Source organism: Sphingomonas alba (genome assembly GCF_023516555.1).
Classification (GTDB): domain Bacteria; phylum Pseudomonadota; class Alphaproteobacteria; order Sphingomonadales; family Sphingomonadaceae; genus Sphingomicrobium; species Sphingomicrobium album.
This window is the reverse complement of sequence record NZ_JAMGBD010000001.1, coordinates 242,742-267,274: the sequence shown is the minus strand read 5'-3', so window position 1 is coordinate 267,274 and position 24,533 is coordinate 242,742. Positions and strand designations below refer to the sequence as shown.

At 63.7% G+C, this 24,533-nt stretch carries 27 protein-coding genes and 1 other RNA gene; 9 read left to right on the top strand and 19 right to left on the bottom strand.

Features of this window, described 5'->3' with window-relative positions; translation table 11 throughout:
* The first annotated feature begins 49 nt into the window (after window positions 1-49).
* Window positions 50-793: a nucleoside triphosphate pyrophosphohydrolase gene (mazG, locus tag LZ536_RS01370; protein WP_348538797.1), complete on the top strand. Its 744-nt coding sequence runs from the start codon at window positions 50-52 to the stop codon at window positions 791-793.
* Here mazG and hflX read toward each other — a convergent pair.
* Genes hflX through dusB form a run of 5 tightly spaced genes read right to left on the bottom strand, consistent with a single transcriptional unit; the run spans window position 781 to window position 7,308 of the window.
* On the bottom strand, window positions 781-2,079 hold the full coding sequence (gene hflX, locus LZ536_RS01365; RefSeq protein ID WP_249848522.1) for a GTPase HflX: 1,299 nt from the start codon (window positions 2,077-2,079) through the stop codon (window positions 781-783). The genes mazG and hflX overlap by 13 nt on opposite strands.
* A complete protein-coding gene (gene hfq / locus LZ536_RS01360; protein WP_249846517.1) occupies window positions 2,076-2,570 on the bottom strand; it encodes an RNA chaperone Hfq in 495 nt (164 codons plus the stop codon). Before hfq ends, hflX begins: the two co-directional genes overlap by 4 nt.
* Before the next feature lie 9 nt (window positions 2,571-2,579).
* The gene (gene ntrX / locus LZ536_RS01355) at window positions 2,580-3,962 is read right to left on the bottom strand and encodes a nitrogen assimilation response regulator NtrX (protein WP_249846516.1); all 1,383 of its coding nucleotides are present in this window, start codon (window positions 3,960-3,962) and stop codon (window positions 2,580-2,582) included.
* Window positions 3,962-6,253, bottom strand: a complete 2,292-nt coding sequence (locus LZ536_RS01350; protein ID WP_249846515.1) for a sensor histidine kinase — start codon at window positions 6,251-6,253, stop codon at window positions 3,962-3,964. Before LZ536_RS01350 ends, ntrX begins: the two co-directional genes overlap by 1 nt.
* A gap of 56 nt (window positions 6,254-6,309) precedes the next feature.
* A complete protein-coding gene (gene dusB / locus LZ536_RS01345) occupies window positions 6,310-7,308 on the bottom strand; it encodes a tRNA dihydrouridine synthase DusB (protein ID WP_249846514.1) in 999 nt (332 codons plus the stop codon).
* A 51-nt stretch (window positions 7,309-7,359) separates the two neighbouring features.
* Between dusB and LZ536_RS01340 the strand changes: the two genes are divergently transcribed.
* Complete coding sequence (locus LZ536_RS01340) at window positions 7,360-8,502, top strand: bifunctional 2-C-methyl-D-erythritol 4-phosphate cytidylyltransferase/2-C-methyl-D-erythritol 2,4-cyclodiphosphate synthase (protein WP_249846513.1); 1,143 nt, start codon at window positions 7,360-7,362, stop codon at window positions 8,500-8,502.
* Window positions 8,499-9,002, top strand: coding sequence for a CinA family protein (locus LZ536_RS01335; RefSeq protein ID WP_249846512.1), 504 nt, complete (start codon window positions 8,499-8,501; stop codon window positions 9,000-9,002). The genes LZ536_RS01340 and LZ536_RS01335 overlap by 4 nt, the downstream gene beginning before the upstream one ends.
* On the opposite strand, the gene LZ536_RS01330 is transcribed toward LZ536_RS01335, so the two are convergent.
* Complete coding sequence (locus tag LZ536_RS01330) at window positions 8,963-9,424, bottom strand: type II toxin-antitoxin system RatA family toxin (RefSeq protein WP_249846511.1); 462 nt, start codon at window positions 9,422-9,424, stop codon at window positions 8,963-8,965. The two genes, LZ536_RS01335 and LZ536_RS01330, sit on opposite strands and share 40 nt — an antisense overlap.
* Window positions 9,424-10,359 carry a lipoyl synthase gene (gene lipA / locus LZ536_RS01325; protein WP_249848521.1) on the bottom strand — a complete coding sequence of 312 codons (936 nt, stop codon included), beginning with the start codon at window positions 10,357-10,359 and terminating at the stop codon, window positions 9,424-9,426. Before lipA ends, LZ536_RS01330 begins: the two co-directional genes overlap by 1 nt.
* A gap of 65 nt (window positions 10,360-10,424) precedes the next feature.
* Here lipA and LZ536_RS01320 point away from each other — a divergent pair, with 65 nt between their 5' ends.
* Window positions 10,425-11,066 (top strand): carbonic anhydrase, encoded by a 642-nt coding sequence (locus tag LZ536_RS01320; protein WP_249846510.1) that lies wholly within the window; start codon window positions 10,425-10,427, stop codon window positions 11,064-11,066.
* 14 nt (window positions 11,067-11,080) lie between these two features.
* On the opposite strand, the gene LZ536_RS01315 is transcribed toward LZ536_RS01320, so the two are convergent.
* On the bottom strand, window positions 11,081-11,410 hold the full coding sequence (locus tag LZ536_RS01315; protein WP_249846509.1) for a YMGG-like glycine zipper-containing protein: 330 nt from the start codon (window positions 11,408-11,410) through the stop codon (window positions 11,081-11,083).
* Between the two features lie 115 nt (window positions 11,411-11,525).
* On the opposite strand from LZ536_RS01315, the gene LZ536_RS01310 reads away from it, so the two are divergent.
* Together LZ536_RS01310 and LZ536_RS01305 are read left to right on the top strand one after the other, a co-directional pair.
* Window positions 11,526-12,233, top strand: coding sequence for an NYN domain-containing protein (locus LZ536_RS01310; RefSeq protein ID WP_431357931.1), 708 nt, complete (start codon window positions 11,526-11,528; stop codon window positions 12,231-12,233).
* Between the two features lie 156 nt (window positions 12,234-12,389).
* Window positions 12,390-12,857 (top strand): DoxX family protein, encoded by a 468-nt coding sequence (locus LZ536_RS01305; RefSeq protein WP_249846507.1) that lies wholly within the window; start codon window positions 12,390-12,392, stop codon window positions 12,855-12,857.
* A 1-nt stretch (window position 12,858) separates the two neighbouring features.
* Here the strand turns inward: LZ536_RS01305 and LZ536_RS01300 are convergent, their stop codons facing one another.
* On the bottom strand, window positions 12,859-13,152 hold the full coding sequence (locus LZ536_RS01300; RefSeq protein WP_249846506.1) for a DUF1905 domain-containing protein: 294 nt from the start codon (window positions 13,150-13,152) through the stop codon (window positions 12,859-12,861).
* Window positions 13,153-13,285: 133 nt separating this feature from the next.
* Here LZ536_RS01300 and LZ536_RS01295 point away from each other — a divergent pair, with 133 nt between their 5' ends.
* Window positions 13,286-13,753 (top strand): hypothetical protein, encoded by a 468-nt coding sequence (locus tag LZ536_RS01295; RefSeq protein WP_249846505.1) that lies wholly within the window; start codon window positions 13,286-13,288, stop codon window positions 13,751-13,753.
* Here the strand turns inward: LZ536_RS01295 and LZ536_RS01290 are convergent.
* The 6 genes from LZ536_RS01290 to ffs all read right to left on the bottom strand — a co-directional run bounded on the left by LZ536_RS01290 (window position 13,750) and on the right by ffs (window position 20,259).
* The gene (locus tag LZ536_RS01290) at window positions 13,750-14,673 is read right to left on the bottom strand and encodes a DMT family transporter (protein WP_249846504.1); all 924 of its coding nucleotides are present in this window, start codon (window positions 14,671-14,673) and stop codon (window positions 13,750-13,752) included. The genes LZ536_RS01295 and LZ536_RS01290 overlap by 4 nt on opposite strands.
* A 3-nt stretch (window positions 14,674-14,676) precedes the next feature.
* On the bottom strand, window positions 14,677-16,356 hold the full coding sequence (gene ettA, locus LZ536_RS01285; protein WP_249846503.1) for an energy-dependent translational throttle protein EttA: 1,680 nt from the start codon (window positions 16,354-16,356) through the stop codon (window positions 14,677-14,679).
* 66 nt (window positions 16,357-16,422) lie between these two features.
* Window positions 16,423-18,009 (bottom strand): long-chain fatty acid--CoA ligase, encoded by a 1,587-nt coding sequence (locus LZ536_RS01280; protein ID WP_249846502.1) that lies wholly within the window; start codon window positions 18,007-18,009, stop codon window positions 16,423-16,425.
* A gap of 125 nt (window positions 18,010-18,134) precedes the next feature.
* Window positions 18,135-18,464 (bottom strand): YbaB/EbfC family nucleoid-associated protein, encoded by a 330-nt coding sequence (locus LZ536_RS01275; protein WP_249846501.1) that lies wholly within the window; start codon window positions 18,462-18,464, stop codon window positions 18,135-18,137.
* A gap of 2 nt (window positions 18,465-18,466) precedes the next feature.
* A complete protein-coding gene (locus tag LZ536_RS01270) occupies window positions 18,467-20,110 on the bottom strand; it encodes a DNA polymerase III subunit gamma/tau (protein WP_249846500.1) in 1,644 nt (547 codons plus the stop codon).
* Window positions 20,111-20,164: 54 nt separating this feature from the next.
* Window positions 20,165-20,259: signal recognition particle sRNA small type (gene ffs / locus LZ536_RS01265), an RNA gene on the bottom strand.
* 99 nt (window positions 20,260-20,358) lie between these two features.
* On the opposite strand from ffs, the gene LZ536_RS01260 reads away from it, so the two are divergent.
* Entirely contained in the window at window positions 20,359-21,102 is a 744-nt protein-coding gene (locus LZ536_RS01260) for an EF-hand domain-containing protein (protein ID WP_249846499.1), read from the top strand.
* Here the strand turns inward: LZ536_RS01260 and LZ536_RS01255 are convergent.
* From LZ536_RS01255 to LZ536_RS01245, 3 genes are read right to left on the bottom strand one after another with little or no spacing between them, the layout of a single operon-like run.
* Window positions 21,099-21,434, bottom strand: a complete 336-nt coding sequence (locus LZ536_RS01255) for a 2Fe-2S iron-sulfur cluster-binding protein (protein ID WP_249846498.1) — start codon at window positions 21,432-21,434, stop codon at window positions 21,099-21,101. The genes LZ536_RS01260 and LZ536_RS01255 overlap by 4 nt on opposite strands.
* Window positions 21,431-22,540 (bottom strand): cysteine desulfurase family protein, encoded by a 1,110-nt coding sequence (locus LZ536_RS01250; RefSeq protein ID WP_249846497.1) that lies wholly within the window; start codon window positions 22,538-22,540, stop codon window positions 21,431-21,433. Before LZ536_RS01250 ends, LZ536_RS01255 begins: the two co-directional genes overlap by 4 nt.
* Entirely contained in the window at window positions 22,537-23,607 is a 1,071-nt protein-coding gene (locus LZ536_RS01245; RefSeq protein ID WP_249846496.1) for a cysteine desulfurase family protein, read from the bottom strand. The genes LZ536_RS01250 and LZ536_RS01245 overlap by 4 nt, the downstream gene beginning before the upstream one ends.
* A gap of 91 nt (window positions 23,608-23,698) precedes the next feature.
* Here LZ536_RS01245 and LZ536_RS01240 point away from each other — a divergent pair, with 91 nt between their 5' ends.
* Entirely contained in the window at window positions 23,699-24,349 is a 651-nt protein-coding gene (locus LZ536_RS01240) for an alpha/beta hydrolase (RefSeq protein WP_249846495.1), read from the top strand.
* On the opposite strand, the gene LZ536_RS01235 is transcribed toward LZ536_RS01240, so the two are convergent.
* A complete protein-coding gene (locus LZ536_RS01235; protein ID WP_249846494.1) occupies window positions 24,346-24,513 on the bottom strand; it encodes a hypothetical protein in 168 nt (55 codons plus the stop codon). The two genes, LZ536_RS01240 and LZ536_RS01235, sit on opposite strands and share 4 nt — an antisense overlap.
* Window positions 24,514-24,533: the final 20 nt, after the last annotated feature.

Sequence of the window (24,533 nt, the reverse complement as noted above, 5' to 3'; positions counted from 1 at the left end):
ATAATGCATATTATCAGACTTACAGATTATAGAGAGAAAGGGCCTCTTCGTGCCTCTTGAGCGGCTCATCGAGATCATGCGGCGGCTTCGCGATCCGAAGACCGGTTGTGAATGGGACAGCGTGCAGACTTTCGCGACCATCGCGCCCTACACGATCGAGGAAGCCTACGAAGTCGCCGACGCCATCGCCCGCGACGACATGGATGCGCTCGCAGACGAACTCGGCGATCTACAGCTCCAGGTCGTCTTCCATGCCCGCATGGCCGAAGAAGCCGGCTACTTCACGCTGGACGACGTCGTCGACCGCATTTGCTCCAAGATGGAGCGCCGCCACCCGCACATCTTCGGCAACGCGGCCGAAGGCGGCCATCACCTCTGGGAGATCATCAAGGCCGAGGAACGCGCGCAAGACCCCGACAAGAGCGCTTTGGCCGGCGTTGCCCTTGCGTTGCCGGCCCTCGAACGGGCCGCCAAACTGCAGCGCCGCGCTGCGCGCACCGGCTTCGACTGGCCCGACGCCAGCGGCCCACGCGCCAAGATCGATGAGGAACTGGCCGAGCTCGAGGCGGAGACAAGCCATGACCGCAAGCTGGAGGAAATGGGCGACCTTCTATTCGCCGTCGTCAATCTCGCACGCCATCTCAACATTGAACCGGAAGCGGCGCTGCGCGAAGCCAATCGCAAGTTCGAACGCCGCTTCCGCACCATCGAGGCCGAGCCTGGCTTCAACGACATGGATCTCGATCAGATGGAAGAACTCTGGGTGAAGGCAAAAGCGGCTCAGAGCGCCTGAAATCGTGCCCAATTGTCGGGCGACAAACGCACCGCCACCTGCATCACGTCATCACTGACTTGTTGATCGAGCACCTCACCGCGCGAATGCAGCCATGCCAGCCGCTCACCATCGGTGACCGGCAACGTCAGCCGATGCACTTCCGATCCCGCCTGCAGGCGCTCGGAAATGGCGTCGCGAAGCCTGTCCAGCCCCTCTCCCGTCAGTGCTGAGATGGCGACGACATCCTCGCGGCGGGCGACCTCATTGAGCATCGCCTCACGCGCGGCCGGCTCCAAGGCGTCGATCTTGTTCCATACCTCAAGCCGTGGGGGCGCATTCTGTCCGGCCAGGCCCAATGTCTCCAGCACCGCCTCGACATCCGCCGCCTGCGCATCGCTATCCGGATGCGCCAGGTCGCGGACGTGAAGGATGAGATCCGCGGCGACCACCTCTTCCAGCGTCGCGCGGAATGCTGCGACCAGCTCCGTTGGCAGGTCCGATACGAAGCCGACCGTGTCCGACAGGATCGCCTTGTCGAACCCCGGCAGGCGGATTTCGCGCAAGGTCGGATCGAGCGTCGCGAACAGGAGGTCTTCCGCCATTACCGTGGCCCGCGTCATCCGGTTGAAAAGGGTGGATTTACCGGCGTTCGTATAGCCGACCAGGGCAATCACCGGCCATGGCGCCCGTTGCCGCCGGTCGCGGTGCAGCCCGCGTGTCCGCTTCACTTGCTCCAGCTCGCGCCGGATCTTGGCCATCCGATCGCGTATCAGGCGCCTGTCGGCCTCGATCTGCGTTTCACCCGGACCGCCAAGGAAGCCGAATCCGCCGCGCTGGCGCTCGAGGTGGGTCCAGCTCCGCACCAGGCGCCCGGCCTGGTAGTCGAGGTGGGCCAGTTCCACCTGCAGCCGCCCTTCCGCCGTCGCTGCCCGCTCGCCGAAAATTTCCAGGATCAGGCCCGTCCGATCGATCACCTTCGCCTTGGTGACGTCCTCCAGGCTCTTCTGCTGTACCGGAGAAAGGGCCGCGTCGACAATCAACAGTCCCGCTTCGTTCTCCTCGACCATCTCGGCGATGGCCTCGGCCTGCCCTTTTCCGAACAGCGTCGCGGGCCGCGCCGCACGCAGGCGGAACGCCCGACGGTCGACAACATCGATGCCGATCGCCTCGGCAAGGCCGGCAGCCTCATCGAGCCGCGCCTCGGCGCTGCGCAGATTCTTCGCGGATCCGTCATCGGGAAGGGCAAGCACGGCGCGCTCGCCGCGGGTGATTCCGGCTTCGTCGCTACGGTTGAAGACGCTCAGGCGGTGTCCCCTTCGCCTTCTCCCTCGCCGCCATGGCCCGCCAAATCGAGCGGATGCGCCGGCTGCAGGGTTGAGACGGCATGCTTGTAGACGATCTGCACCTGCCCGCCGCGCTCCAGCAGGATGGAAAATTGGTCGAAGCCCTGGACGGTCCCTTGCAGCATCACGCCATTGACGAGGAAGATCGTCATCGGTTCCTTCTGGCGATGCGCGGCGGCGAGGAACACATCCTGCAACGCCGGCTTCTTGCCTTCCGCTACCGTAGGCTGCGGCAATCCTTCTGGCACGGACGTCGGCATGATGGTCGAAATGGCATGCTTGTAGAGCAACTGCGCCCCACCATCACGGCGAAGCAGCATCGAAAAAGCGTCGAACCAGGTGATGATGCCCTGCAGCTTGACGCCCTTCATCAGGAAGATCGTCACCGGCGTCTTTGAACGCCGGACGCTGTTGAGGAACTGGTCCTGCAGGCTCATCGCCTTGTCGGCCACCTTGATCTCCTATTCGTCGAAGTCGCGCTTGTCCCCAAGGCCCAACGCTTTCAGCTTCCGGTGGAGAGCCGAGCGCTCCATACCGATGAACGAGGCGGTGCGCGAGATATTGCCCGAGAAGCGGCGGATCTGGATGCGCAGATATTCACGTTCGAAGCTCTCACGCGCCTCGCGCAGCGGCGATCCCATGATGGCGATGGACGTGGTGTTGATACTCCCCGCCCCCTGCCCCTCGACGATTTCCGGCGGCAACAGGTCAATCTCGATACACTCCACGCGGTCGCTCGGCGCCAGGATGAGCGTCCGTTCGATGATATTCTTCAGCTGGCGGACGTTGCCAGGCCAGTCATGGGCCTGCAGCGCGGCAATCGCTTCCTCGGAAATGCTCGGAGGAACAATGCGGCGCTCGGCGGCGAAGCGGGTCAGGAACTGGTTCACCAGGTCGGGGATGTCTTCACGGCGCTCCCGGACCGACGGAATGCGGACCGGTACGACGTTGAGGCGGTAATAGAGGTCCTCACGGAAGCGTCCGGCGGCGATTTCGTCCTGCAGGTCGCGAGAGGTTGCGCTGAGGACGCGCACGTCGACCTTGACCGGCCTCTGCCCGCCAACCCGGGTGTAGCTCTGGTCGGTCAACACCCGCAGCATCTTCGCCTGGGTCGTCAGAGGCATGTCCGCAATCTCGTCGAGGAAAAGCGTGCCGCCGTGCGCCTGCTCCAGCAGGCCCGGCCGGGCGACGCCCTCGTTCTCGGAGCCGAAGAGCTCTTCTTCCATCCGTTCCGGGCTCATCATAGCCGCCGAAACGGTGATGAAAGGCGCCGATGCGCGCGGGCTCCAATTGTGGATCATGCGCGCGGCGATTTCCTTGCCGACGCCGGCAGGCCCGGTGATCAGCACGCGGCTTCCCGTCGGCGCCACCCTCTTCAGCGTGGCGCGCACCGTGTTGATGCTGACCGAACTGCCGCCAAGATAATCGTCGGTGGCGAATTGCTGGCGAAAGGCCGCATTTTCCCGCCGCAGACGGTCGGTTTCTGTCGCCCGCCCGACAAGATGCAGCAACTTCCCAGCTTCGAACGGCTTTTCGATAAAGTCGACGGCGCCCTCACGGATGGCGGCGACGGCCGTGTCGAGATTGCCGTGGCCGGAAATCATGATCACCGGCAGCGTCGGGTCGCGGCTCTTCATCGCCTCCAGGAGCTGAAGGCCATCGAGGCGGGAGCCCTGTAGCCAGACATCCAGCAGGACGAGGCTCGGCCGGCGGTCCTCGACGGCGTCCAGCGCGCTTGTGCTGTCGGCGGCGGTGCGGACGGTATAACCTTCGTCTTCCAGGACCCCGGCGACCAGTTCCCGGATATCGGCCTCATCGTCCACTACCAACACTTCGAGCGCCATCAGCCCTGGTCCTCCTCATCATATTCGCCGTCATCGCCGCGGCGCGGCCCAGCATCTTCGCCGGTTTCGGCTGTGTCCTCTCCCGCCAACACCGCCAGGCGGTGGACGTCGAAGGCAATGCGGACATGCGTGCCTCCGCCCGCACGGTCGAGAAAGGCGATTTCGCCCATATGTTCTTCGACGATCTTCTTGACGATCGCGAGGCCGAGACCGGTCCCTCTCACGCGGGTCGTCATATAGGGTTCGGTCAACCGCTCGCGCTCTTCGGGCAGGCCGACACCCGTGTCCATCACATCGATGACCACCTGCTCCTCGGTCTCGCGAACCTTGAGTTCGACCTTGTCGCCTTCGAAGCTGACATCGCCGCGATTCCGTCTGGCTTCAATGGCTTCCACCGCATTCTTGACGACATTCGTGAGCGCTTGCGCCAGCTGGCGGCGGTCACAGACAAGACGGATGTCGGCATGCGGGGGGTCGATGGAGAAAGTCATGCCGGGATGCGCGACTTCGTGCAGGAACAGGGCGGCCCGGGCAATCTCGTGGACATTCTCTTCGCGGAACACTGGTTTCGGCATGCGCGCGAAGTTGGAGAATTCATCGACCATCCTCCTGAGGTCGCCGACTTGGCGGACAATGGTCCCCGTCAGGCGCTCGAACGTCTCTGGCTCGGTCGTCACTTCCTTGCCGTAGCGCCGTTGCAGCCGTTCCGCAGCCAGCTGGATCGGAGTCAGCGGGTTCTTGATCTCATGCGCAATGCGCCGGGCGATGTCCGACCAGGCTGCACGGCGTTGATCGCTCAACTGCTCGGTAATGTCGTCGAAGGTCAGCACGGTGCCGTCGGAATAGCGCAGGCGCTTGACCGCCAGTGTCCGCTGCTCACCCTCGGCGGCGACAATGACGTTGGCTTCGCGCGCCTCGGTGCTCAGGAACTCGGCCAGATCTTCCGAAACCACATCGATGGTTCGCCCTTCAACCTGCTCGCCATCGGGCCGAAGCAGCCCTTCGGCGGAGCGATTGATCAGCAGGACGCGGCGTTTGTCGTCGAGAGCAATAACACCGGCTGTAACGCTGGAGAGCACGGCCTCGATAAAGGCCCGGCGTGTGTCCAGCTGCTCGTTGGCGGCGACCAACGCCCCGGTCTGCTCCTGAAGGCGACCGGTCATCCTGTTGAAGGCCGACGACAGCATGCCGATTTCGTCGGTCTTCGGCGCCACTGGCACCCGAACCGAGAAATCGCCGCCCTCGATCCGACCGGCGGCATCGACCAACTGACCGACAGGCCGCACAAGGCGATCGGCGATCCTCAAGGCGATGAAGATCGACAAGCCCACAATGATCAACGCGCCGAGCAGCAAGGCTGCATTGAAGCGCAGCTGATAGAGCCGGGAGCGGTCCAGCAACTCGCGGTAGGTGGACTGGACCTCTCCAGCACGCGAAATCTGCTGCTGGAACTGCGGATCGAACACGCGCGCTGCGTAGAGATATGTTCCCGAGGCGTAATCCAGTTTGACCAGCGCTCCGATGCGATCGCTGCTGGTGATTGCCACCGATTCCTTACTGGCAAGTTCGGCCAGCTTTGCCTTGGTGATCACCTTTTCGAGCGGCCGATCATAAGGATTGACCAAGGCTATCGAGCGCAGCACGCCGTCGCGGCCGACGTTGACGATGATCGCTTCGCTCAGATTGCGGTTCAGAACCTGGCGCCCAAAACCCTCGGCAAACCGCGGATCATCGTAGGGGACAGCACGAAGGTAGCCCGACAGGTCGCCGCTCATGGTCAGCGTCTCGAGCGATACGCGCTCCACTTCGTTCGTATAGGTTCTTTGGGCGACCGCGACCGTATTTTCGATCATCCCTCGCGCCTTGCCGGAAAACCAGAACTCCAGGCCGGACTGGAACAGGAGCGACGCGAAAATGGCGACGAGAACGGTCGGGACGGCGGCGATGACCGAGAACAAGGCGACGAGGCGAGTATGCAGCGTGCCGCCTTCCAGGCCCCCCTCCCTCGCCCGCGTCTGAGCGAAACGGCGCGACAGCAGCACCATCAGCGCAATTGCCGGGATCAGGATGGCGACCAGGGAGAGTGCGATCAGGGGCGGTGACAACAAGGACCCGGGATCGCCAGACCGAACGAGGATCGGAACCAGCGAGATCAGGATCGCCGCCAGGACGACGGCCGTGCCGATTGTCGCCCAGCGATAGAAGCGGCCGCTGGCGCGCTCGCGGGCGAGCCAAGCCAACCACCCTTCAGAGGCGGGCTGCAAGTCGGAATCCGTGGCTTGGGCGTCCATCAAGCAACCGCCCTAGCACGGTTGCGTTGCATAAAAAACACAGTTGCTTGGGCGTCTCAGGCAGCGGCGCGCGACAGCCACGGCGAATAGAATTCCCGCAGCATTTCAACGACTACCGCCGGATCGTCCTGCTGGTTGACGCTGTTGCGGAATTCGGCCGATCCGGTGAGGCCCTTGGTGTACCAGCCGATATGTTTGCGGGCGAGATTCACGCCGGTCTGGCGGCCATAGAGTGACTGCATGGCGTCATATTGCTCGAGGATGACCTCAAGCTGCTCGTCCATCGACGGGTCCAGCCTGTGACCGCCGCCCGTCAGGTCGCTCATGACTTGCGCCAGCAGCCACGGGCGGCCATAGGCGCCGCGGCCGATCATGACGCCGTCGGCGCCGGACTGCTCGAGCGCCGTCCGCGCATCCTCGAGGCTGCAGATGTCGCCGTTGGCGATGACCGGCAGCTTCGTCGCTTCCTTGACCTTGCGGATGAAGCTCCAGTCGGCGCTGCCCTTGTACATCTGGCAGCGCGTGCGCCCGTGGACCGTGATCATGTGAACGCCGAGGTCCTCTGCGATTCGTGCCAGCTCGGGCGCATTGAGGCTCGAATGGTCCCAGCCCATGCGCATTTTCAGCGTCACCGGCACCTTCACGGCCTTGACGGTTGCGTCGATGATGCTGGCGGCGAGCGGCAGGTCGCGCATCAGCGCCGAACCTGCATCGCCATTGACGACCTTCTTCACCGGGCAGCCCATGTTGATGTCGATGATCGCCGCGCCTCGCTGTTCGTTGAGTCGCGCCGCCTCACCCATCTCGAACGGCGTGCAGCCGGCGAGCTGCAGGGACACCGGCTCCTCGACCGGGTCCCAGGCCGCTTTCTGCAGAGACTGGCGCGTCTCGCGGATCATCGCCTGGCTGGCGATCATCTCGCTGACGGTAAGGCCCGCGCCGTAGCGCTTGACGATCTTGCGGAACGGCAAATCGGTGACGCCAGTCATCGGCGCCAGGATGACCGGCGCGTCGATGGTCACGGGACCGACGTGGATGGGCTTCACAAGGCTCATGGGAAGGCGCGCCTTTACAGGAGGGCCGTGATGTGAGCAAGGCGCGCGCCCATGCATGTCACCGCCCTCATCGTTGCCGCCGGATCGGGCTCCCGCATGGGCGATGGCCTGCCCAAGCAATATCGACCGTTGGGTGGCAAGTCCGTGCTCGCCCATGCCGTCGACGCTCTTGCGGCACACCCTCGCATTGGTTCCGTCTGTGTCGTGATCGGAAAGGGCCAGGAACAACTGGCCGAGACGGCGCTCTCAGGGCGGGACGTCGGATCGCTGATCGTCGGCGGAGCGGAGCGCGCCGACAGCGTGCGCGCGGGCCTCGCCGCCATCCAAGGCGATGCCGTCCTCGTCCACGACGCGGCCCGGCCATTCTGCCCGCCATCGGTCGTCGATCGATTGCTCATCGCACTCGGGGACGAGGTTGCCGCTGTCCCCACCCTGCCGGTCGCCGACACGCTGGCGATTGCTGGCGCTGATCTTGGCGAGCCAGTCGATCGCTCCAGCCTCATCCGGGTGCAGACCCCCCAAGCATTCCGCCTCCCCAGCCTGATCGACGCTTATTCGCGGTGGAGCGGCCCCAGTCCCACAGACGAATCGACGGTTGTGCGCGGTGCGGGTTTCAAGGTGGCCTTGGTCGATGGGGACCCGGCCCTTGAGAAGCTGACCACCGCCGCCGACTTCGCCCGCGCCGAGCAGATGCTGACGGCGCGTCTCACCCCGCGCACCGGCCTCGGCTATGACGTCCACGCCTTCGCCGGCGAGGGTCCGGTGATGATGGGCGGCATCGCCGTCCCTCATGAGCGCGGCCTCGCCGGCCACAGCGACGCCGACGTCGTCCTCCACGCCATCACCGACGCGCTGCTCGGCGCTGCCGGCCTCGGCGATATCGGCCAGCACTTCCCGCCTTCCGATCCGCAATGGAAAGGCGCTTCGTCGGACATTTTCCTGATACACGCCGCCACCCTGATCCGCTCTGCCGGCGGGATGATCGACCATGTCGACTGCACCGTGATTTGCGAAGAGCCCAGGGTCGGCCCATATCGCGCTGCCATGCGCGCCAACGTCGCCCGTATCCTCGACCTTCCGGAAACTTCGGTCAGCATCAAGGCAACCACCACCGAGCGGCTGGGTTTTACCGGCAGGCGCGAAGGCATTGCCGCCCAGGCAGTCGCCTCCGTCCGTATGGAGCGGCAAGCATGAGGGAATATCTGCTTCCCACCGAACTGGTCGAAAAGGCCCGGGCCGTGGTCGAGGCGAACAGCAAGGCGGGCCGCACCGTCGCCGTCGCCGAAAGCTGCACCGGCGGCCTCGTTTGCGCGGCCTTGACCGAAATCCCCGGCTCATCCGAAGTGCTCGACGCCGGCTACATCACCTATTCTAACGAGGCCAAGGCGGCCGATTTGCATGTTTCCGCCGATGTCGTCGAAACCTTCGGCGCCGTCAGCGTCGCCACGGCCTGGGCGATGGCCCAGGGCGCCCTGGAATCATCCAATGCGGATATCGCCGTCGCCATCACCGGCATCGCCGGCCCCGGCGGCGGCAGTCCCGGCAAGCCGGTCGGCACCGTCGTCTTCGCCCGCGCCGAGCGCCTTCCCGGCCCCGACGAGGTCACTGCGGACCAGAAATTGTTCGAGAATGAGAACCGCGCCGGAGTCCGGCTTCAGGCGGCGCTCTGCGCGCTTGACCTGCTCATGCCGTAAAGCGCCGCGGCGCGCGTTTCGAAAGCGCCGATCATCCGCCGCAGCGCCCGGTCGAACATCTGGCCCGCCAGAGTCTCGAAAATCCGCGACTTGAAGGCGAAATCGACCGAGAAATGGACATTGGTGCCGCCGTCATCGGCCGGTTCGAACTTCCATTCGTTGTGCAGGTATTTCAGCGGCCCCTCGATATAATCGACGCAGACGCGGCCTGGCCGTTCTTTATGAACCCGCGACGTGAAGCGCTCCTTGAAGGCATTGAATCCGACGACGAGGTCGGCAACCGTCTCTTCCTCGGAACTCGATCGGATTCGAACCGCCACGACCCATGGCAGGAATTCGTCATAGCGCGCCACGTCCGAGACGAGGTCGAACAATTGTTCGGGTGTGTAAGGAAGATGGCGGGTCTCGCTATGGCGAGGCATCAGGCGCCGGCTCCCGAAGCTCCTTTTGGCGCAAGCTGCTTAGCCCTCGCCTCCTGCATCTTCCGGAAGTCGTCGCCCGCATGATAGCTCGATCGCGTCAGCGGCGAGGCCGCAACCAGCAGGAATCCCTTGGCCCGGGCAATCGCCGCATAGGCCTTGAACGCGTCCGGCGTGACGAATTCCTCGACTTTCGCATGGCGCGGCGTCGGCTGCAGGTACTGGCCCATGGTCAGGAAATCGATGTCGGCCGAGCGCATGTCGTCCATCACCTGATGGACCTCAAGCCGCTCCTCGCCGAGCCCGACCATGACGCCGGACTTGGTGAAGATATGGGGCGCATGCCGCTTCACGCTCTCCAGGAGGCGCAGCGACGCATAGTAACGCGCACCCGGACGGATGGTCGGATAGAGCCTCGGCACGGTCTCCAGGTTGTGATTGTAGACGTCCGGCCCGGCGGCGATAATTGCCTCGACCGCCGCTTCCGACTTGTTGCGGAAGTCCGGCGTCAAAATCTCGATCGTGGTCTGCGGCGTGTTGCGGCGCAGCGCCTCGATGACCTTCACGAACTGGCTCGCGCCGCCGTCCGGCAGATCGTCGCGGTCGACCGAGGTGACGACGATATGCTCGAGCCCCAATTCCGCCGCTGCGGTCGCCACATGCTCCGGCTCCAGCGGATCGACCGCCCGCGGCATGCCGGTCTTGACGTTGCAGAAGGCGCAGGCGCGCGTGCAGGTGTCGCCCAGGATCATCACCGTCGCATGCTTCTTCGTCCAGCATTCGCCGATGTTCGGGCAGGCCGCTTCCTCGCAGACCGTCGCGAGGTTCAGCGAGCGCATCAGCTTGCGCGTCTCGTTATAGCCGTGGCTGGTAGGCGCCTTGACGCGGATCCAGTCCGGCTTGCGCTGCTTCGGCGGAACGGGGAGCGGAGCGTTCATGCGGGCCAGATAGCGATGCTTGGCCCGCCTTGCCACCCCTTCCCCGCCCCGTTAGGCAGCGCGCCATGAAGGGTTTCGGCAATCTCCTCGAAGGCTATCGCCGCTTTCGCACCAATCGCTATGAGACCGAGCGGGGCATGTGGAAGGACCTGGCCGAGGGACAGTCCCCCCGCGCCGTCGTCATCGCTTGCTCCGACAGCCGCGCCGACCCGGCCACCATCTTCGACACAGATCCCGGTGAGATCTTTGTCGTTCGCAACGTCGCCAATCTCGTGCCGCCGTTCGAGGCCAATGGCGGCCGCCACGGTGTCTCCGCGGCGCTCGAGTTCGCCGTCACCCAGCTGAAAGTGCCGGAAATCGTCGTCATGGGCCACGAAAGGTGCGGCGGCATCCAGGCGGCCCTGACAGGCTGCTTCCATGGCGCGGCCGCCGGCGAAGGCGGATTCGTGCATCGCTGGATGTCACAGATCGAGGAACCGGCGAACGAGATCGCGCAAAGCCGCGGCACAGGCCCAGAAGCAGCCCGCGAACTGGAGGAGGTCGCCATCCGGCAGAGCCTGGCAAACCTTCGCAGCTTCCCTTTCGTGAAGGAACGCGAAGACGCCGGGGAACTCGTGCTCCTCGGTTGTCATTTCTCGATTTCGGAAGGGCAGTTGTATTTGCTGGACGAGGCGGAAGATACCTTCCGCCCCGTCACAACAGATTAACTTAAGCTACTGAACTAGCAGCGAACGTTATAATCGTACACCGGGCGGCCGTACTGGTCGACGTAATAGCAATAACCGCGGGTGTCGCGATAATATTGCTTGCCCTTGACCACTGCGCCCAGGACTCCGCCGAGCACTGCGCCGGCAAGTGCGCCTTCGACCGGGTTCACGCCATGTACGACAGCGCCAACCGCGGCGCCGCCGGCGGCACCGATGGCGGCCCCGGTTGCGGCGCGCGAAGCTGTGCGATCGCCATAATAACCATCATTGTAGCCGTACGGATTCGTAGCACAGGCCGACAGCGACAGCGTACCGGCTGCGGCGGCTAGAACTAACTTTTTCATTGTCCTCACCTTCCCTCGAACAAACCCCGACGCTCATGCACAAACAAAACCACCTGCTGGACGGTTTCGTTCCGCCTGCGATGCGTTATGTGGGCTGAACAGGAGCAAAATGACGATGGTTGAACGGCAGGAACCTGAACAGGAACTCAACATCGCCTTGCTGATCGATGCCGACAATGCGTCCCCCGATCATCTCGACGAAGTCCTGCTGGTCCTGGGCGAGCTCGGCACCATCAATATCCGCCGGGCCTACGGCAATTGGCAGAAGCCGGCGCTCAAGAACTGGGGAACGCTGACCGGCAAGCACTCGATCATCCCCATTCAGCAGTTTGACGTCGTCAAGGGCAAGAGCGCCACGGACATGCGGATGACCATCGACGCGATGGATCTCCTCTACCGCGGCCACGTCGACGGCTTTGGCATCATGTCGAGCGACAGCGACTTCCTGCCGCTGGCGCAGCGCATCCGGGAAGACGGGCTCCAGGTCTATGGTTTCGGCACCGCCAAGACGCCGCAGAGTTTCCAGCAGGCCTGCTCGCGCTTCTTCGACGTCGCCGCCCTTGCAGACTCGAACAACGACACCAGCGACAATCCCATCGACGAGGACCTGCTCAACGTGCTCGGCGCCGCCTACAAGGCTTCGAAGCGCGACGACGACGGTTATGCGCCACTCTCCGAGCTTGGCCAGCGCGCCAAGGCGGTCTCCAGCTTCGCGGTTCGCAACTATGGGTTCACGCGCCTGTCCGATCTCATTCGAGCTGTCCCCAATTTCGAAGTGAAAACGGGCGAAGACGGCCGCCTGGCCGTGAAACGCCTCCGTTAAGGCACAAAACCGGCGTTTTTGGCCCGCAAGCAGGGTTCTCGACGCCAAGGCCATCGGCTATGAGGAGCGCGTCGCTAGCCTCACGAAGGGGTAAGGTGCATATGGCGGCGTGTAATGCGTGCCTGTTCCCGGCCGCCTTAATGGGGGTGTTTTTAGATGTTCATTGATCAACCTGACGAATTCAGCGAGCGCTGGGCCCCGACCGTTATCGCCATCCTGCGAATCGTGACCGCGCTTCTTTTCATCGAGCATGGCACCGCCAAGCTTCTCGGTTTCCCCGACGTCCCGCAAATCGCCTTTCCTTCGCCTTGGTCGATGTACTGGATCGCCGGCTGGTTCGAGCTCGTGGGCGGCGCGCTGCTGCTCGTCGGCCTGTGGACTCGCTGGATCGGTATCCTGCTCGCCGGCGAAATGGCGGTCGGCTACTTCATGATCCACGCCAAGGTTTCGGCCTTCCCGCTGGTCAACAAGGGCGAAGCCGCGATCCTGTTCTGCTTCATCTTCCTGGCGCTGGCCGTGATCGGCGCCGGCAATTGGAGCATCGACAAGATCCTCGCCGGCAAGCGCTCTCACGTCTGGGGCTATGCCGCTCCCGGCGGCGAGCGTTCCGACCTCGACGAATAAGTCAGACCAACTCCACCTTTACGGTGACAATGTCGTCCGCCGCGATCCCGGCATCGCGGCGGACGCTTGCTTTTACAGGCAGCAGGTAGCCGCCGGATTTCTGCGGGAAGATCGACGTCTTCCAGTCCACGCCATTGATGCTTGCCTGAACGCGCACGGAGCCGAATCCGCGCCGGAGCCCTGAAGCGGCGCTCTCCAACCTGATCTCGAGGGCCTCTTCGGCGGGAATCGTAATGAAGTGCCAACTGCCGCCCTCGCTCGACCAGAGCCACAGGGGTGCCTCGACTACAATCATTTGGCGTTGAGGCCTTCGAGCATCGCCATCCCCTCTTTTCCGAGCCATAATCCGAACTAATCGCCGCCGCGATTCCTGCCTTTGCAGGACGCTGCCGACTGTATTATATCGGCGACACAGCTAGAAGAGGCGAATGATGGGCAGTCGTGTCATGTGGGTATTGTTGGCGGGTGCGGCCCTTGTCACCGGCATGGTTGTGCAGGATGGCGGCCACATCTTCTCCTGGACCCACGACACCGACCGGTCGGCCAAGATCGAAGCCGAGGTCAGCCGCGCCGTCGACAGTGCCTGGGACGATTCGGACGTGGTGACCATCGACGGCCGCGAATATCCTGTCACGGAAGCCCAGAAAGACGCCATGGCCAGGGCAATCGGCCAGCTGGTCAAGACGGAGGCCAACCTCGCGGCGGTCAAGATCAGCGGCAGCGACGACGAGGTGAATGCCGCCACGGACGACCGCGACAAGGCTCGTACCGAGATGGAGCAGATCAAGGCGGAAATGATCGCTCAGAAAGAGGCCGCCCGCGCTCGTGGCGACGAGACCCGCAAGCAAATCCGCGATGAGGTTCGCGAGTCGGTCCGCGAGGCGGTCAGGAGCTAAACGGCCGGGACCGTCCCCACCTCAAGCCGAAGCCGGCGGCGGCGCACATGTTCGCGCCAAGCCGTGTAGATCCCGCTGGCGGCAATCAGGCCGGCACCGGTAATCGTCGACAGGTTTGGCACGTCCGAGAATAGCAGCCAGCCGAATGCGGTCGCGGCGACGATTTGCAGGTAATCGAAGGGCGCGATGACGGCGACCGGCGCTCTCAGAGAGCTCGTCATGAACAACTGGCCGATGCCGCCTGCCAGCCCGCCGGCAATGACGAAGGCATAGCCTACCGCATCATGCCACTGGCCGAAGAATGGCATTGCCAGTCCGCCCGCCACGATCCCGGAGACCGCGAACCAGAAGACGATCGTGGAAATATGCTCGGAGCGCTGGAGATGCCGAAGTGTCGTCGTCACCGACGCCTGCCCGAATGCCGCTCCGAGCGCGACGGCAACTCCCAGCAGCGGCAGGCTCGTGCCCGTAGGCTGCGCGACAACGAGGACGCCGATGAAGCCCAAAATCACGGCTGACCAGCGATGAATGCCGACTTCTTCGCGCAGCACCAGGAACGACAGGATCGTCGCGAAAATTGGCGCGGTGAAATTGATCGCCGTCGCCTCGGCAAGCGGCAGCAGGATCAGGGCCTGGAACGTCAGGCCCATGGACACGATGCCCATCAACCCCCGCCAGACGTGCGCCATAGGACGGTTCGGCCGCAGGATGCGAAGGTTCTCGCGCTTCAAGACCCAGAACAGCACGACCGGCAGGCTGAACACCGACCGGTAGAAGACCAGCTCGGGCGCGTTGAAGCCGCGGGTGGACGCCAGCTTCAGCATGGCGCCCATGATCGAGAAGCTCAGCCCTGATCCAATACGGCAGAGGATGCCGCTGACGACCAGCTCATGGTCATGTCCAGCGGCCCCCCGGTCCATGCCTTAGCGTGTCATCTTCCGGTAGCTGGTCCGGTGCGGACGGGTCGCTTCCTCCCCCAGGCGGCGGACCTTGTCCTCCTCATAGGCTTCGAAATTGCCCTCGAACCATTCGACGTGGCTGTCGCCTTCGAACGCCAGGATGTGCGTCGCCAGGCGATCGAGGAAGAAGCGGTCGTGGCTGATGACCACGGCGCAACCGGCGAAATTCTCGATGGCTTCTTCCAGGGCGCCCAGTGTCTCGACATCGAGATCGTTGGTCGGCTCGTCGAGCAGCAGGACATTGCCGCCGCGCTTCAACATCTTGGCGATGTTGACTCGATTGCGCTCGCCGCCCGACAGCTTGCCGACGTTCTTCTGCTGGTCCGGGCCCTTGAAGTTGAAGGCGCCGACATAAGCGCGCGTCGACTGATCGTGGCCGTTGACCTTCATATAGTCGAGGCCGTCGGAAATCTCCTCCCAGACATTGTTCTTGTCGTTGAGGTGGTCGCGGCTCTGGTCGACATAGCCCAGGTGCACGGTCGGGCCGATGTCGACATTGCCCGTGTCCGGCTGCTCCTGGCCAGTGATCAACTTGAACAAAGTCGACTTGCCGGCGCCGTTCGGGCCGATGACGCCGACAATCCCGCCCGGCGGCAACGTGAAGCTCAAATCCTCGAACAGCAATTTGTCGCCATAGGCCTTGGAGATGTTGCTGACCTCGATGACCTTGCCGCCGAGGCGCTCCGGCACCTGGATGAGGATTTCCGCCTTGCCCGGGATCCGCTTCTCCTGCGAGGCCACGAGCTGGTCGAACTTGGCGATACGGGCCTTGGACTTTGTCTGACGGGCCTTGGCGCCCTGCCGGATCCACTCGAGCTCGTCCTTGATCGCCTTCTGGCGGCCGGACTCCTCGCGGTCCTCCTGCTCAAGACGCTTGGCCTTCTTCTCCAAATAGGTCGAGTAATTGCCCTCGTACGGGAAATATTTCCCACGATCGATTTCCAGGATCCAGCTGACGACATTGTCGAGGAAGTAGCGGTCGTGGGTAATCATCAGCACCGCGCCCGCATATTCGGCGAGATGCTGCTCCAGCCACTGGACGCTTTCGGCGTCGAGGTGGTTGGTCGGCTCGTCGAGCAGCAGGATCGACGGCTTCTGGATCAGCAGGCGGGTCAGCGCGATGCGGCGCTTTTCGCCGCCTGACAAATTCTCGACCGGCCAGTCGGACGGCGGACAGCGCAGGGCCTCCATCGCCACTTCCAGTTGGTTGTCGAGCGTCCAGCCGTCGACCGCGTCAATCTTGCCCTGGAGATCGCCCATCTCCTCCATCAGCGCGTCGAAGTCGGTGTCGTCCTTGGGATCGCCCATCTCGGCCGAGATTGCATTGAAGCGGTCGACCATGTCGGCGACGTCGCGGGCGCCGTCCTTGACGTTCTCCAATACGTTCTTGCTGGGGTCGAGCTGCGGCTCCTGCGGCAAATAGCCGACGGTAACGTTCTCGCCCGGCCAGGCCTCACCCTGGAAGTCCTTGTCGATGCCGGCCATGATCTTCATCAGCGTCGACTTGCCGGCGCCGTTCGGGCCGACGATGCCGATCTTGGCGCCGTGATAGAATTGCAAATTGATGTGGTTCAGCACCGGCTTCTGCGCGCCGGGGAAGGACTTGGTCATGTCCTTCATGACGAATGCATATTGGGCGGCCATGGGGTCGCGTCTCTTCCTTCAAATACGGGATTTGCCGGCGCGTTTAGAAGAAGCGCGGCCTAGGGTCTAGTCGCGCCCCACCATCTGCACGGCGTCGGCGAAACGATAGTCCTTGAACTGCTCCCGCAGCGTTTTCTTGCTCAGTTTGCCGGTGGCGGAATGCGGCAGTTCATCGACGAACTCGACGGCATCCGGAAGCCACCATTTGGCGACATGGGCGACCAGGAAGTCGCGAACCTCGTCGGCACAGACATTGCTGCCCTCGTCGCGCACGCAGACCAGCAGCGGCCTTTCGTCCCACTTGGGATGGGCAATGCCGATTGCCGCCGCTTCGAGCACGCCAGGACAGCCGACCGCGGCGTTTTCAAGCTCGATCGAACTGATCCACTCACCGCCCGACTTGATGACGTCCTTCGACCGGTCGGTGATCTGCAGCGTGCCGTCGGGATGGATGGCGGCGACGTCACCGGTGTCGAACCAGCAATCCTCGTCGACCGCGTCTTCTTCCGCCTTGAAGTAGCGCTTCACCACCCAATAGCCGCGGGTCAGCAACCGCCCCGAAGCAACGCCGTCGCGCGGCAGCTCATTGCCGTCGTCGTCGACGATCTTCAGCTCGACGCCGAACAGCGACCGTCCCTGCTTGCAGCAATAGTCCAGCTGCTCCTCGTCGCTCATTTCCTCCCAGCGCGCCGGCGGCGAGCCGACTGTGCCGATGGGCGACAATTCGGTCATGCCCCAGGCGTGCCCGACCTTGATTCCCTTGCCCCGGAACCATTCGATCATCGCGCGCGGAGCGGCCGATCCGCCAATGGTGACGGTCTTGAGTGCGCCCAGATCCTCACCGGTCTTTTCGATATGCTCGATCATGCCAAGCCAGACAGTCGGCACGCCCGCCGAATGGCTGACCTTCTCTTCGTGGAACAGATTGCACATCTGTGCTGGGCGATAATCGGAGCTCAGCACCAGCTTGCAGCCCGTCATGGGCGCCGCCCACGGAATGCCCCAGGCATTGGCGTGGAACATCGGCACGATCGGCAGCACCACCGCCTGCGCCGACAAATCGAAGCAGTCGGGCGACACCTCGGCATAGGTGTGAAGCATGGTCGAACGATGCTCGTAGAGCACGCCCTTGGGATTGCCGGTCGTCCCGCTGGTGTAGCAGAGGCCGCAGGGGTCGCGCTCGTCGCCTTCGACCCAGCGATAATCGCCATCCTCGCTCGCCACCCAGCTGTCGAAGTCCTCCTCGAAGCAGATGTACTGCTCGATGGTCTTCCACTCCGGCTTCAGGCGTTCGACGATCGGCTTGAATGCCTTGTCATAGAGGAGCACCCGGTCCTCGGCATGGTTGCCGATGTAAGCGAGCTGCTCGTCAAACAGGCGCGGGTTGATGGTGTGGAGCACGCCGCCCATGCCGATCGCGCCGTACCATGACGTCAGGTGCCGGATGCTGTTCATGGCCAGCGTGGCGATGCGGTCGCCGGGCTTCAGCCCCATGCGCTCCAGGCCCTGGGCCATGCGGCGACCGTCGCGGGCGACCTGCCCCCAGGTCGTCCGAACGATTTCCTCGCCCGTCGCGCCGACAATTTCCTGATTGCCGTGCTCGCGCTCGGCATGATCGACCAGGCGCATGACGCGCAGTGGCCAGTCCTGCATTTGCCCCAGTCGCACCGTTCAGTCCCCTCCGGCCGCGTATCGACCAATGTGGCGGCGGAATTAGGGGCAGGCAAGCGCTACATTTTTATGGGCGAACGACCGCCGTTTGCGAAAGCGCGACAGGCTTAGAAGGGTAATTTGAATCCCGGTGGCAGCGGCAGGCCGGAACTCATCTTCTCCATTTCCGCGGCGGCCGCCTGGTCGGCTTTGGCGCGGGCATCGTTCAACGCCGCAGCGATCAGGTCTTCCAGCATGCTCTTCTCGCTCGGCTGCATCAGGCTCTCGTCGATGTTCACGGCGATGATGCGGCCCTTTGCCGAGGCCTGGATTTTGACAAGCCCCCCGCCGCTCGCGCCTTCCACCTCGACATTGTCGAGATTGTCCTGGGCCTTCTGCAACTCGGCCTGCGCATTCTGCGCCATCTGCATGATCTTATCGAGGTCGAGGTCGGGCATGGTCAGTCTCTCGTTGCTTGGGCGGGGCCGAACGAGTCGAGGCTCGCTTCGGGGAAGCTCTCCAAGACCGCACGGACATTGGGTTCGTCAAGCACGGCGGAGCGCATTGTCTCCTCGGCGATCTGCTCCTGCTGTTGCAGCGAGGGCTCGCCGCCCTGGTCGGTGAAGCTGACGATCCACTTGGTGCCCGTGACGTCTTTTAACGCGGCGGCAAGGTCGCGGGTCCAGTCCGCGCCGAGCGGGCGAAGCGGCTTCAGCACCAGCTCGCCCTCGGAAAAACTCACCAGGCCTACCTGGTCGTGCAGCTCCTGCGAAAGGATGCGCTTGCCGGCCCCGTGCAGCGCGTCAATCAATTCGCGGTAGCTGCGCGGGCCTGCAGGCTTGGCCGGTGCCGCCGCCGGTGCTGCGGCGGCCGCTCCAGCGTCGCTTCCCGACAGCTTCGCGACCAGCGAGGCCGGGTCGGGCAAATCCGCGGCATGGATGAGCCGCAGCAGCGCCATGGTGGCCGCTTCCTGCGGGTCCGGCGCCTGGCCGACGTCGTTCAGGCCCTTCAGCAGCATCTGCCAAAGCCGGTGGATGCCGGCCCAGTTAAGGCTGGAAGCCCATTGAGCGGCGGCGTCCCGTTCCTCTTCGGATTGCAACGCGTCCCGGCTCGCCCCCGCTTTGGCGCGAGTCACGGTGTGCAGCGAATCCATGAGGCCGCGGATCAAAGAGGTCGGATCGATGCCGAGGTCGTGCGCCTCATCCAGCTGCGCCAGCATCGCCGCTGCGTCGCCACTCAGGATGCTCTCAAGCAGGCGGCGAATCCGCCCCCGGTCGGCCAACCCCAGCATCGTCCGCACCTCGGCGGCCGTCACATGCCCCTCGCCATGGGCAATCGCCTGGTCGAGCAGCGACAGCCCGTCACGCGCCGAGCCCTCGGCGGCGCGGGCAATGACGTTCAATGCTTCCGGCTCGACGTCGACCTGCTCGGCCTCTGCCACTCGCGCAAAATGCGCCGCCAATTTGTCCGAGGGAATGCGGCGCAGGTCGAAGCGTTGGCAGCGCGACAGGACCGTCACCGGCACCTTGTCGACTTCTGTCGTCGCGAACAGGAATTTTACATGTTCAGGCGGCTCCTCAAGTGTCTTCAACAAAGCGTTGAAAGCATTCTTGGAAAGCATGTGGACTTCGTCGATGATATAGATCTTGAAGCGCGCCGACACGGACGCATAACGGACCGCCTCGATGATCTCGCGTACGTCATCAACGCCGGTGTGGGACGCAGCGTCCATCTCGACCACGTCGATATGCCGGCCCTCGGCAATGGCGACGCACGGCTCGCAGACGCCGCAGGGATTAATGGTGGGGCCGCCCTTTCCATCCGGGCCGATGCAGTTGAGCGCCTTGGCGATGAGCCGAGCCGTCGACGTCTTGCCGACACCGCGAACGCCGGTCAGCAGGAAGGCATGGGCAATCCGGCCGCGTTCGATGGCATTGCCGATGGTCTGGACCATCGCATCCTGCCCGATCAGCTCGGAGAAATCGCGCGGCCGATATTTGCGGGCGAGCACGCGATAGGGGGAAGCGGAAATGGGCTTCTGAGGCACTTCAGGCAGGTCCAGGCCGAGGCCGGGTTCTTCGGACGGTTCGGGTGAATCGGACATCGTCACCTGTGTAGGCGCGGGCGCGCCACTTGCGAAGGCGCTTTGACGGTCTGGGAAGGTGGAAGCCGACGACCCGGCACGAAATCGTTGTGGCTGCTTCCTTCCGGATCTGACCAGGTTGGCGACAGCGCCGTCCGCCGACTTCCGGGGGCGCATATGGGGAAGGTTCGCCACGCTGGCAAGCGCGCTTCTTCATTGACCGTTCACGCAGGCTGGATGATGCGGGCGGGCCAAGCGGGAGGCCGTGAATGCCCTTTCTGATGATTGTTGCCGCCCTCGCCTTGGCGGACCAGCCCAAGGTCGAGGCGCCGATCATGGTCGTCGGCCGCCCCTGGGCGCCGTTCATCAGCCCGATGGGCGAACCGTTCCGCGCCACGGATACCAACGACGACCCGTTCGCGCGCTGGTTTCATCAGGCAGACCGTAACGCCGACGGCATTTTGACGCTCGATGAAATGCAGGCGGATGCGGACCGCTTCTTCCGCACGCTCGACGACAATCACGACGGCCAGATCGATCCGGAGGAAATCAACGTCTACGAGACTGAGGTCACGACCGAAGTTCAGGTCGATTCAAAGTGGAAGCGCTCCCGCCAGGAGCTGGCGGAAGCGAAGCCAGCGGAGGCGAAGGCGCCTGAGCCGTCGAGGCACCGCCGTAGTCACAGGCCGGGCGCCTGGGGCCCGGAAGACAATGGCATTGACGGCTACCAATTGTACGGGCTGCAGGGAGCCGCAAGGTACGGGCTGCTCAACATCCCCGAACCCGTCGCCGGCGCCGATGCCGATTTCAACCGGAGCATCACGCTAGAAGAATTCCGTCGCGCCGCGGCCCAACGGTTCCAGCTGCTCGACAGCAAGCATGCGGGCAGGCTCGCGATACAGGACCTCGAGCCTCTCCTGCCGACGCGGCCCAAAGGGAAAAAGCTCCGCAAATTCCCCGACGACGATGGCCGCGACCAGCGCGTTGGACTGCCACTCCCTGAAGGGAACTAGCGCCCCTGCCAGTTGTGAAACCCGCCAGGCATCTTCACCGTCAGCACATCCAACTCGTCGGTGAGCGTGATCTGACAGGCCAGCCGCGACGTCCGCATGACGCCCCACGCAAGGTCGAGCAAATCGTCCTCCTCTTCGCTCGCCGGCGGCAGGCGCTCGAAATCCTTGGGATCGACAATTATGTGGCAGGTCGAACAGGCCATCTGTCCCTCGCACGCGCCCTCCAGCGGCTGCCCGGCCTGTTGGGCAACATCCAGCAGCACTGCTCCAGCTGGCGCTTCGACCTCGGCGTCCAGTTCGCCATCGACCTTCAGGAAACGAACCTTGGTCACGCCGCGAAACTTTCCTGGGCCCGGGCAGCTGCATCGATCCGCCGGCAGGCGTCCAGCAATTCGTCTTCCGATGTATAGCGGCCGAAACCGAGACGAATGCTGCTCCTGGCTTCACGATCGCTGAGGCCCAATGCCCGTAGGACGTGGCTAGGACGCCCCGATCCGCTGGCGCAGGCGCTGCCCAGCGAAAAGGCGATGTCCCTCAGCTCGCCAATGAGCCGCGCGCCATCCAATCCATCCCGGCGAATGTTGAGATTCCCCTTGTAACGCTGGGTGAGCGAGCCGTTGACGCTCCAGCCCGGTCCAAAGACTTCCATCGCCCGGTCCCACAGGCGCGAGATATGCGCTTGGTCCGCATTCTGACGCTCTGACGCCAGTTTCGCGGCCGCGCCAAAGCCGACGCAGAGTGCGGGGGACAAGGTGCCCGAGCGCAGTCCCTGCTCCTGCCCGCCTCCATGCAGGAGCGGAGCCGGTGGCGTCACGCCGTCGCGAATCCAGAGGGCACCAACGCCCTTGGGGCCGTGGATCTTGTGGCTCGAAACAGCGAACAGGTCCGGCCCCTCCGGCAAAGCCATGCGCCCGAAGCCCTGGACCGCGTCGCAGAGCATCAGCGCGCCCTTGGCGTGCACCAGCCTGGCGATCTCGGCGATCGGCTGAATAGCGCCCATTTCGTTGTTGACCAGCATCGCCGCGACCAGCGCCGTCTTCTCGTCGATGACGTCATTCGCCTGATCGAGATCGACCAGGCCGTCACTCCCGACCGGGAGCACGATCAGATCGACGCCCTCGCCTTGCAGCCATTCCGCCGTGTCGAGCACCGCTGCATGCTCCGTCGCCACGGTCACCAGCTTGCGTCGATCGGACAGTTCGAACGTGCCCTTCAACGCCCAATTGAGCGCTTCCGTCGCTCCCGACGTGAAAACCACCGTACCCGCCGGAAAATGCGCGCCGACCTGGTTTCTGGCCACCTCGATCGCCGCGGCGGCCTCCCGTCCCCAGCGCGACGGCGAATGGGGATTGGCGAATTTCTCCTCGATCCATGGCCGCATCGCCTCGGCGACTTCCGACGCCACCGGAGTCGTCGCCTGGTAATCGAGGTAGATCATGCCGCTTTCTGGCGGGACACGATCCGTTGCCATTCGGCCAAAAACGCATCGACATCCGCCTCGCTGGTCGAGGGCCCGAAGCTGATCCTCAAAAAGCCAGAAGCGATCTCAGGATTGACATGCATCGCCTTCAAAACACGGCTTTCTTTCATCGAACCGCTACCGCAAGCGCTCCCCATCGATACCGCGAAGCCGGCAAGATCGAACTGAACTAACAATCCACTGCTCTGTCCGCCGGGCATCGCGATCGCGCCGATATTGGCGATCCGCTCGGCATCCTCGGCGATCACCACCCCGCCTGCTGCCTTGACGCCATCGTCGAGCCGCCGCCGCAACTCCACGAGGCGCGGCATGGCATGCTCGAAAGCCCTGGATTGCAGCGCCGCAGCCATTCCCATTGCACCGGGCAGGTTCTGAGTCCCGCGGCGGTACCCTTTCTCCTGGCCACCGCTCGCCTCCAGCGTCGCCAGGTCCTTGACCAGTAAGGCGCCGGTCCCCGGCGGTCCGCCGAACTTGTGTGCCGAGATGGCGATGAAGTCAGCATCGGGTAGCGGCATCTTGCCAGCCGACTGGGCGCAGTCGGCCAGGAGGAGCGAACCGGCTTCGCGCACCCTGCTCGCGATTGCATCCATCGGCTGGATGACACCGGTCTCGTTATTGGCCTGCTGGATGGCAACCAGCGCTGGCTCGCCCGACAGCACTTCGCCCAGCGCCTCCATGTCAACAAGACCGTTGCCATCGACAGGCAGCACTTTCGCGCGCTCACCCATCGATGCGGGAACGATATCATGCTCCGTCGCTCCATAGGCCCGGCCGGGCACGGCCGCCCGCCTGCCAGCGATGCTGACGGCCTCGCTGGCTCCGCTCGTAAAAATGACGTCATGACGCCAATCGAGCACTTCAGCGAGCGTCTGCCGCGCCTCCTCCAGCGCCTTGCGCGAGTCCCGTCCCTCGCCGTGCGGCGAAGACGGATTGGCCCATACGTCCAGCGCCAGCGCCATCGCCTCCCTCGCCTCAGGAAGGACAGGCGTCGTCGCCGCATGGTCGAAATAGATGCGTTGGGTCATTTTTCGGCGCTCATCTGCCAATTGCGATTGTCTGCTTCGGGCCTATATACGCCGCAGCCAGTTTCCGCCCACCCTCCATTCGCGAGCCAGCATGCCTGAAGTCATTTTTCCCGGTCCCGAAGGCCGTCTCGAAGGCCGTTTTCATCCGGCACCGGCGCGGGCGCCTGTCGCCCTGATCCTGCACTCACACCCGCAGGCGGGCGGGACGATGAACAATAAGATCGTCCAGCTGCTCTACAAGACGTTCGTCAACCGCGGTTTCGCGACCCTGCGCTTCAACTTCCGTGGCGTCGGCAAGAGTCAGGGCACGTTCGACAATGGCATTGGCGAACTGTCCGATGCCGCTTCGGCCCTGGACTGGGTGCAGCAGATCCATCCTGAAGCGCAGACGACCTGGGTCGCAGGCGTCAGCTTCGGCGCCTGGATCGGCATGCAGCTTCTGATGCGTCGCCCGGAGATCAAGGGCTTCATCTCGATCGCCCCGCCTGCCAACATGTATGATTTCAGCTTTCTGGCACCCTGCCCCTCGTCGGGCATCATCATCCAGGGCGAGGCAGACGAGGTCGTCACTCCAAGCGCTGTCCAAAAGCTCGTCGACAAGCTGCGGACCCAGCGGCACATCACCATTCATCACGACACGATCCCGGGCGCGAACCACTTCTTCGCCAACGAGCTCGACCTGATGATGAAGAGCGTCGATGATTATCTCGACATGCGCCTCGAGAAGGATCTCAAGCGCTAGAGCGTCAGAATCAGAACGTTTCCGACGACCACCGCTGCAGCAACGATCATCAGCCAACCCTGCTTGCGGTTTTCGCCGCGGCGGATCATCCGAATACCGCCAAGCACCAGCAATATCGCTGCGAGCATGGCGATCGCGGGCGCGACAGAGGAAATCGTTCCCATTCCGTAAAGCTTTCACTCAA

What these genes read in the sequence shown, in the direction of transcription:
- LZ536_RS01280 (WP_249846502.1), bottom strand. Translation starts at nt 18,009, where the DNA reads ATGCAGGACTGGCCACTGCGCGTCATGCGCCTGGTCGATCATGCCGAG.
- LZ536_RS01270 (WP_249846500.1), bottom strand. Translation starts at nt 20,110, where the DNA reads ATGTCCGATTCACCCGAACCGTCCGAAGAACCCGGCCTCGGCCTGGAC.
- LZ536_RS01250 (WP_249846497.1), bottom strand. Translation starts at nt 22,540, where the DNA reads ATGATCTACCTCGATTACCAGGCGACGACTCCGGTGGCGTCGGAAGTC.
- LZ536_RS01350 (WP_249846515.1), bottom strand. Translation starts at nt 6,253, where the DNA reads ATGGACGCCCAAGCCACGGATTCCGACTTGCAGCCCGCCTCTGAAGGG.
- LZ536_RS01300 (WP_249846506.1), bottom strand. Translation starts at nt 13,152, where the DNA reads ATGATTGTAGTCGAGGCACCCCTGTGGCTCTGGTCGAGCGAGGGCGGC.
- ettA (WP_249846503.1), bottom strand. Translation starts at nt 16,356, where the DNA reads ATGGCCGCCCAATATGCATTCGTCATGAAGGACATGACCAAGTCCTTC.
- LZ536_RS01275 (WP_249846501.1), bottom strand. Translation starts at nt 18,464, where the DNA reads ATGCCCGACCTCGACCTCGATAAGATCATGCAGATGGCGCAGAATGCG.
- LZ536_RS01310 (WP_431357931.1), top strand. Translation starts at nt 11,526, where the DNA reads ATGGTTGAACGGCAGGAACCTGAACAGGAACTCAACATCGCCTTGCTG.
- LZ536_RS01240 (WP_249846495.1), top strand. Translation starts at nt 23,699, where the DNA reads ATGCCTGAAGTCATTTTTCCCGGTCCCGAAGGCCGTCTCGAAGGCCGT.
- LZ536_RS01335 (WP_249846512.1), top strand. Translation starts at nt 8,499, where the DNA reads ATGAGGGAATATCTGCTTCCCACCGAACTGGTCGAAAAGGCCCGGGCC.
- LZ536_RS01235 (WP_249846494.1), bottom strand. Translation starts at nt 24,513, where the DNA reads ATGGGAACGATTTCCTCTGTCGCGCCCGCGATCGCCATGCTCGCAGCG.
- LZ536_RS01295 (WP_249846505.1), top strand. Translation starts at nt 13,286, where the DNA reads ATGATGGGCAGTCGTGTCATGTGGGTATTGTTGGCGGGTGCGGCCCTT.
- LZ536_RS01315 (WP_249846509.1), bottom strand. Translation starts at nt 11,410, where the DNA reads ATGAAAAAGTTAGTTCTAGCCGCCGCAGCCGGTACGCTGTCGCTGTCG.
- LZ536_RS01260 (WP_249846499.1), top strand. Translation starts at nt 20,359, where the DNA reads ATGCCCTTTCTGATGATTGTTGCCGCCCTCGCCTTGGCGGACCAGCCC.
- lipA (WP_249848521.1), bottom strand. Translation starts at nt 10,359, where the DNA reads ATGAACGCTCCGCTCCCCGTTCCGCCGAAGCAGCGCAAGCCGGACTGG.
- LZ536_RS01320 (WP_249846510.1), top strand. Translation starts at nt 10,425, where the DNA reads ATGAAGGGTTTCGGCAATCTCCTCGAAGGCTATCGCCGCTTTCGCACC.
- dusB (WP_249846514.1), bottom strand. Translation starts at nt 7,308, where the DNA reads ATGAGCCTTGTGAAGCCCATCCACGTCGGTCCCGTGACCATCGACGCG.
- LZ536_RS01305 (WP_249846507.1), top strand. Translation starts at nt 12,390, where the DNA reads ATGTTCATTGATCAACCTGACGAATTCAGCGAGCGCTGGGCCCCGACC.
- LZ536_RS01290 (WP_249846504.1), bottom strand. Translation starts at nt 14,673, where the DNA reads ATGGACCGGGGGGCCGCTGGACATGACCATGAGCTGGTCGTCAGCGGC.
- LZ536_RS01245 (WP_249846496.1), bottom strand. Translation starts at nt 23,607, where the DNA reads ATGACCCAACGCATCTATTTCGACCATGCGGCGACGACGCCTGTCCTT.
- LZ536_RS01340 (WP_249846513.1), top strand. Translation starts at nt 7,360, where the DNA reads ATGCATGTCACCGCCCTCATCGTTGCCGCCGGATCGGGCTCCCGCATG.
- LZ536_RS01330 (WP_249846511.1), bottom strand. Translation starts at nt 9,424, where the DNA reads ATGCCTCGCCATAGCGAGACCCGCCATCTTCCTTACACACCCGAACAA.
- ntrX (WP_249846516.1), bottom strand. Translation starts at nt 3,962, where the DNA reads ATGGCGCTCGAAGTGTTGGTAGTGGACGATGAGGCCGATATCCGGGAA.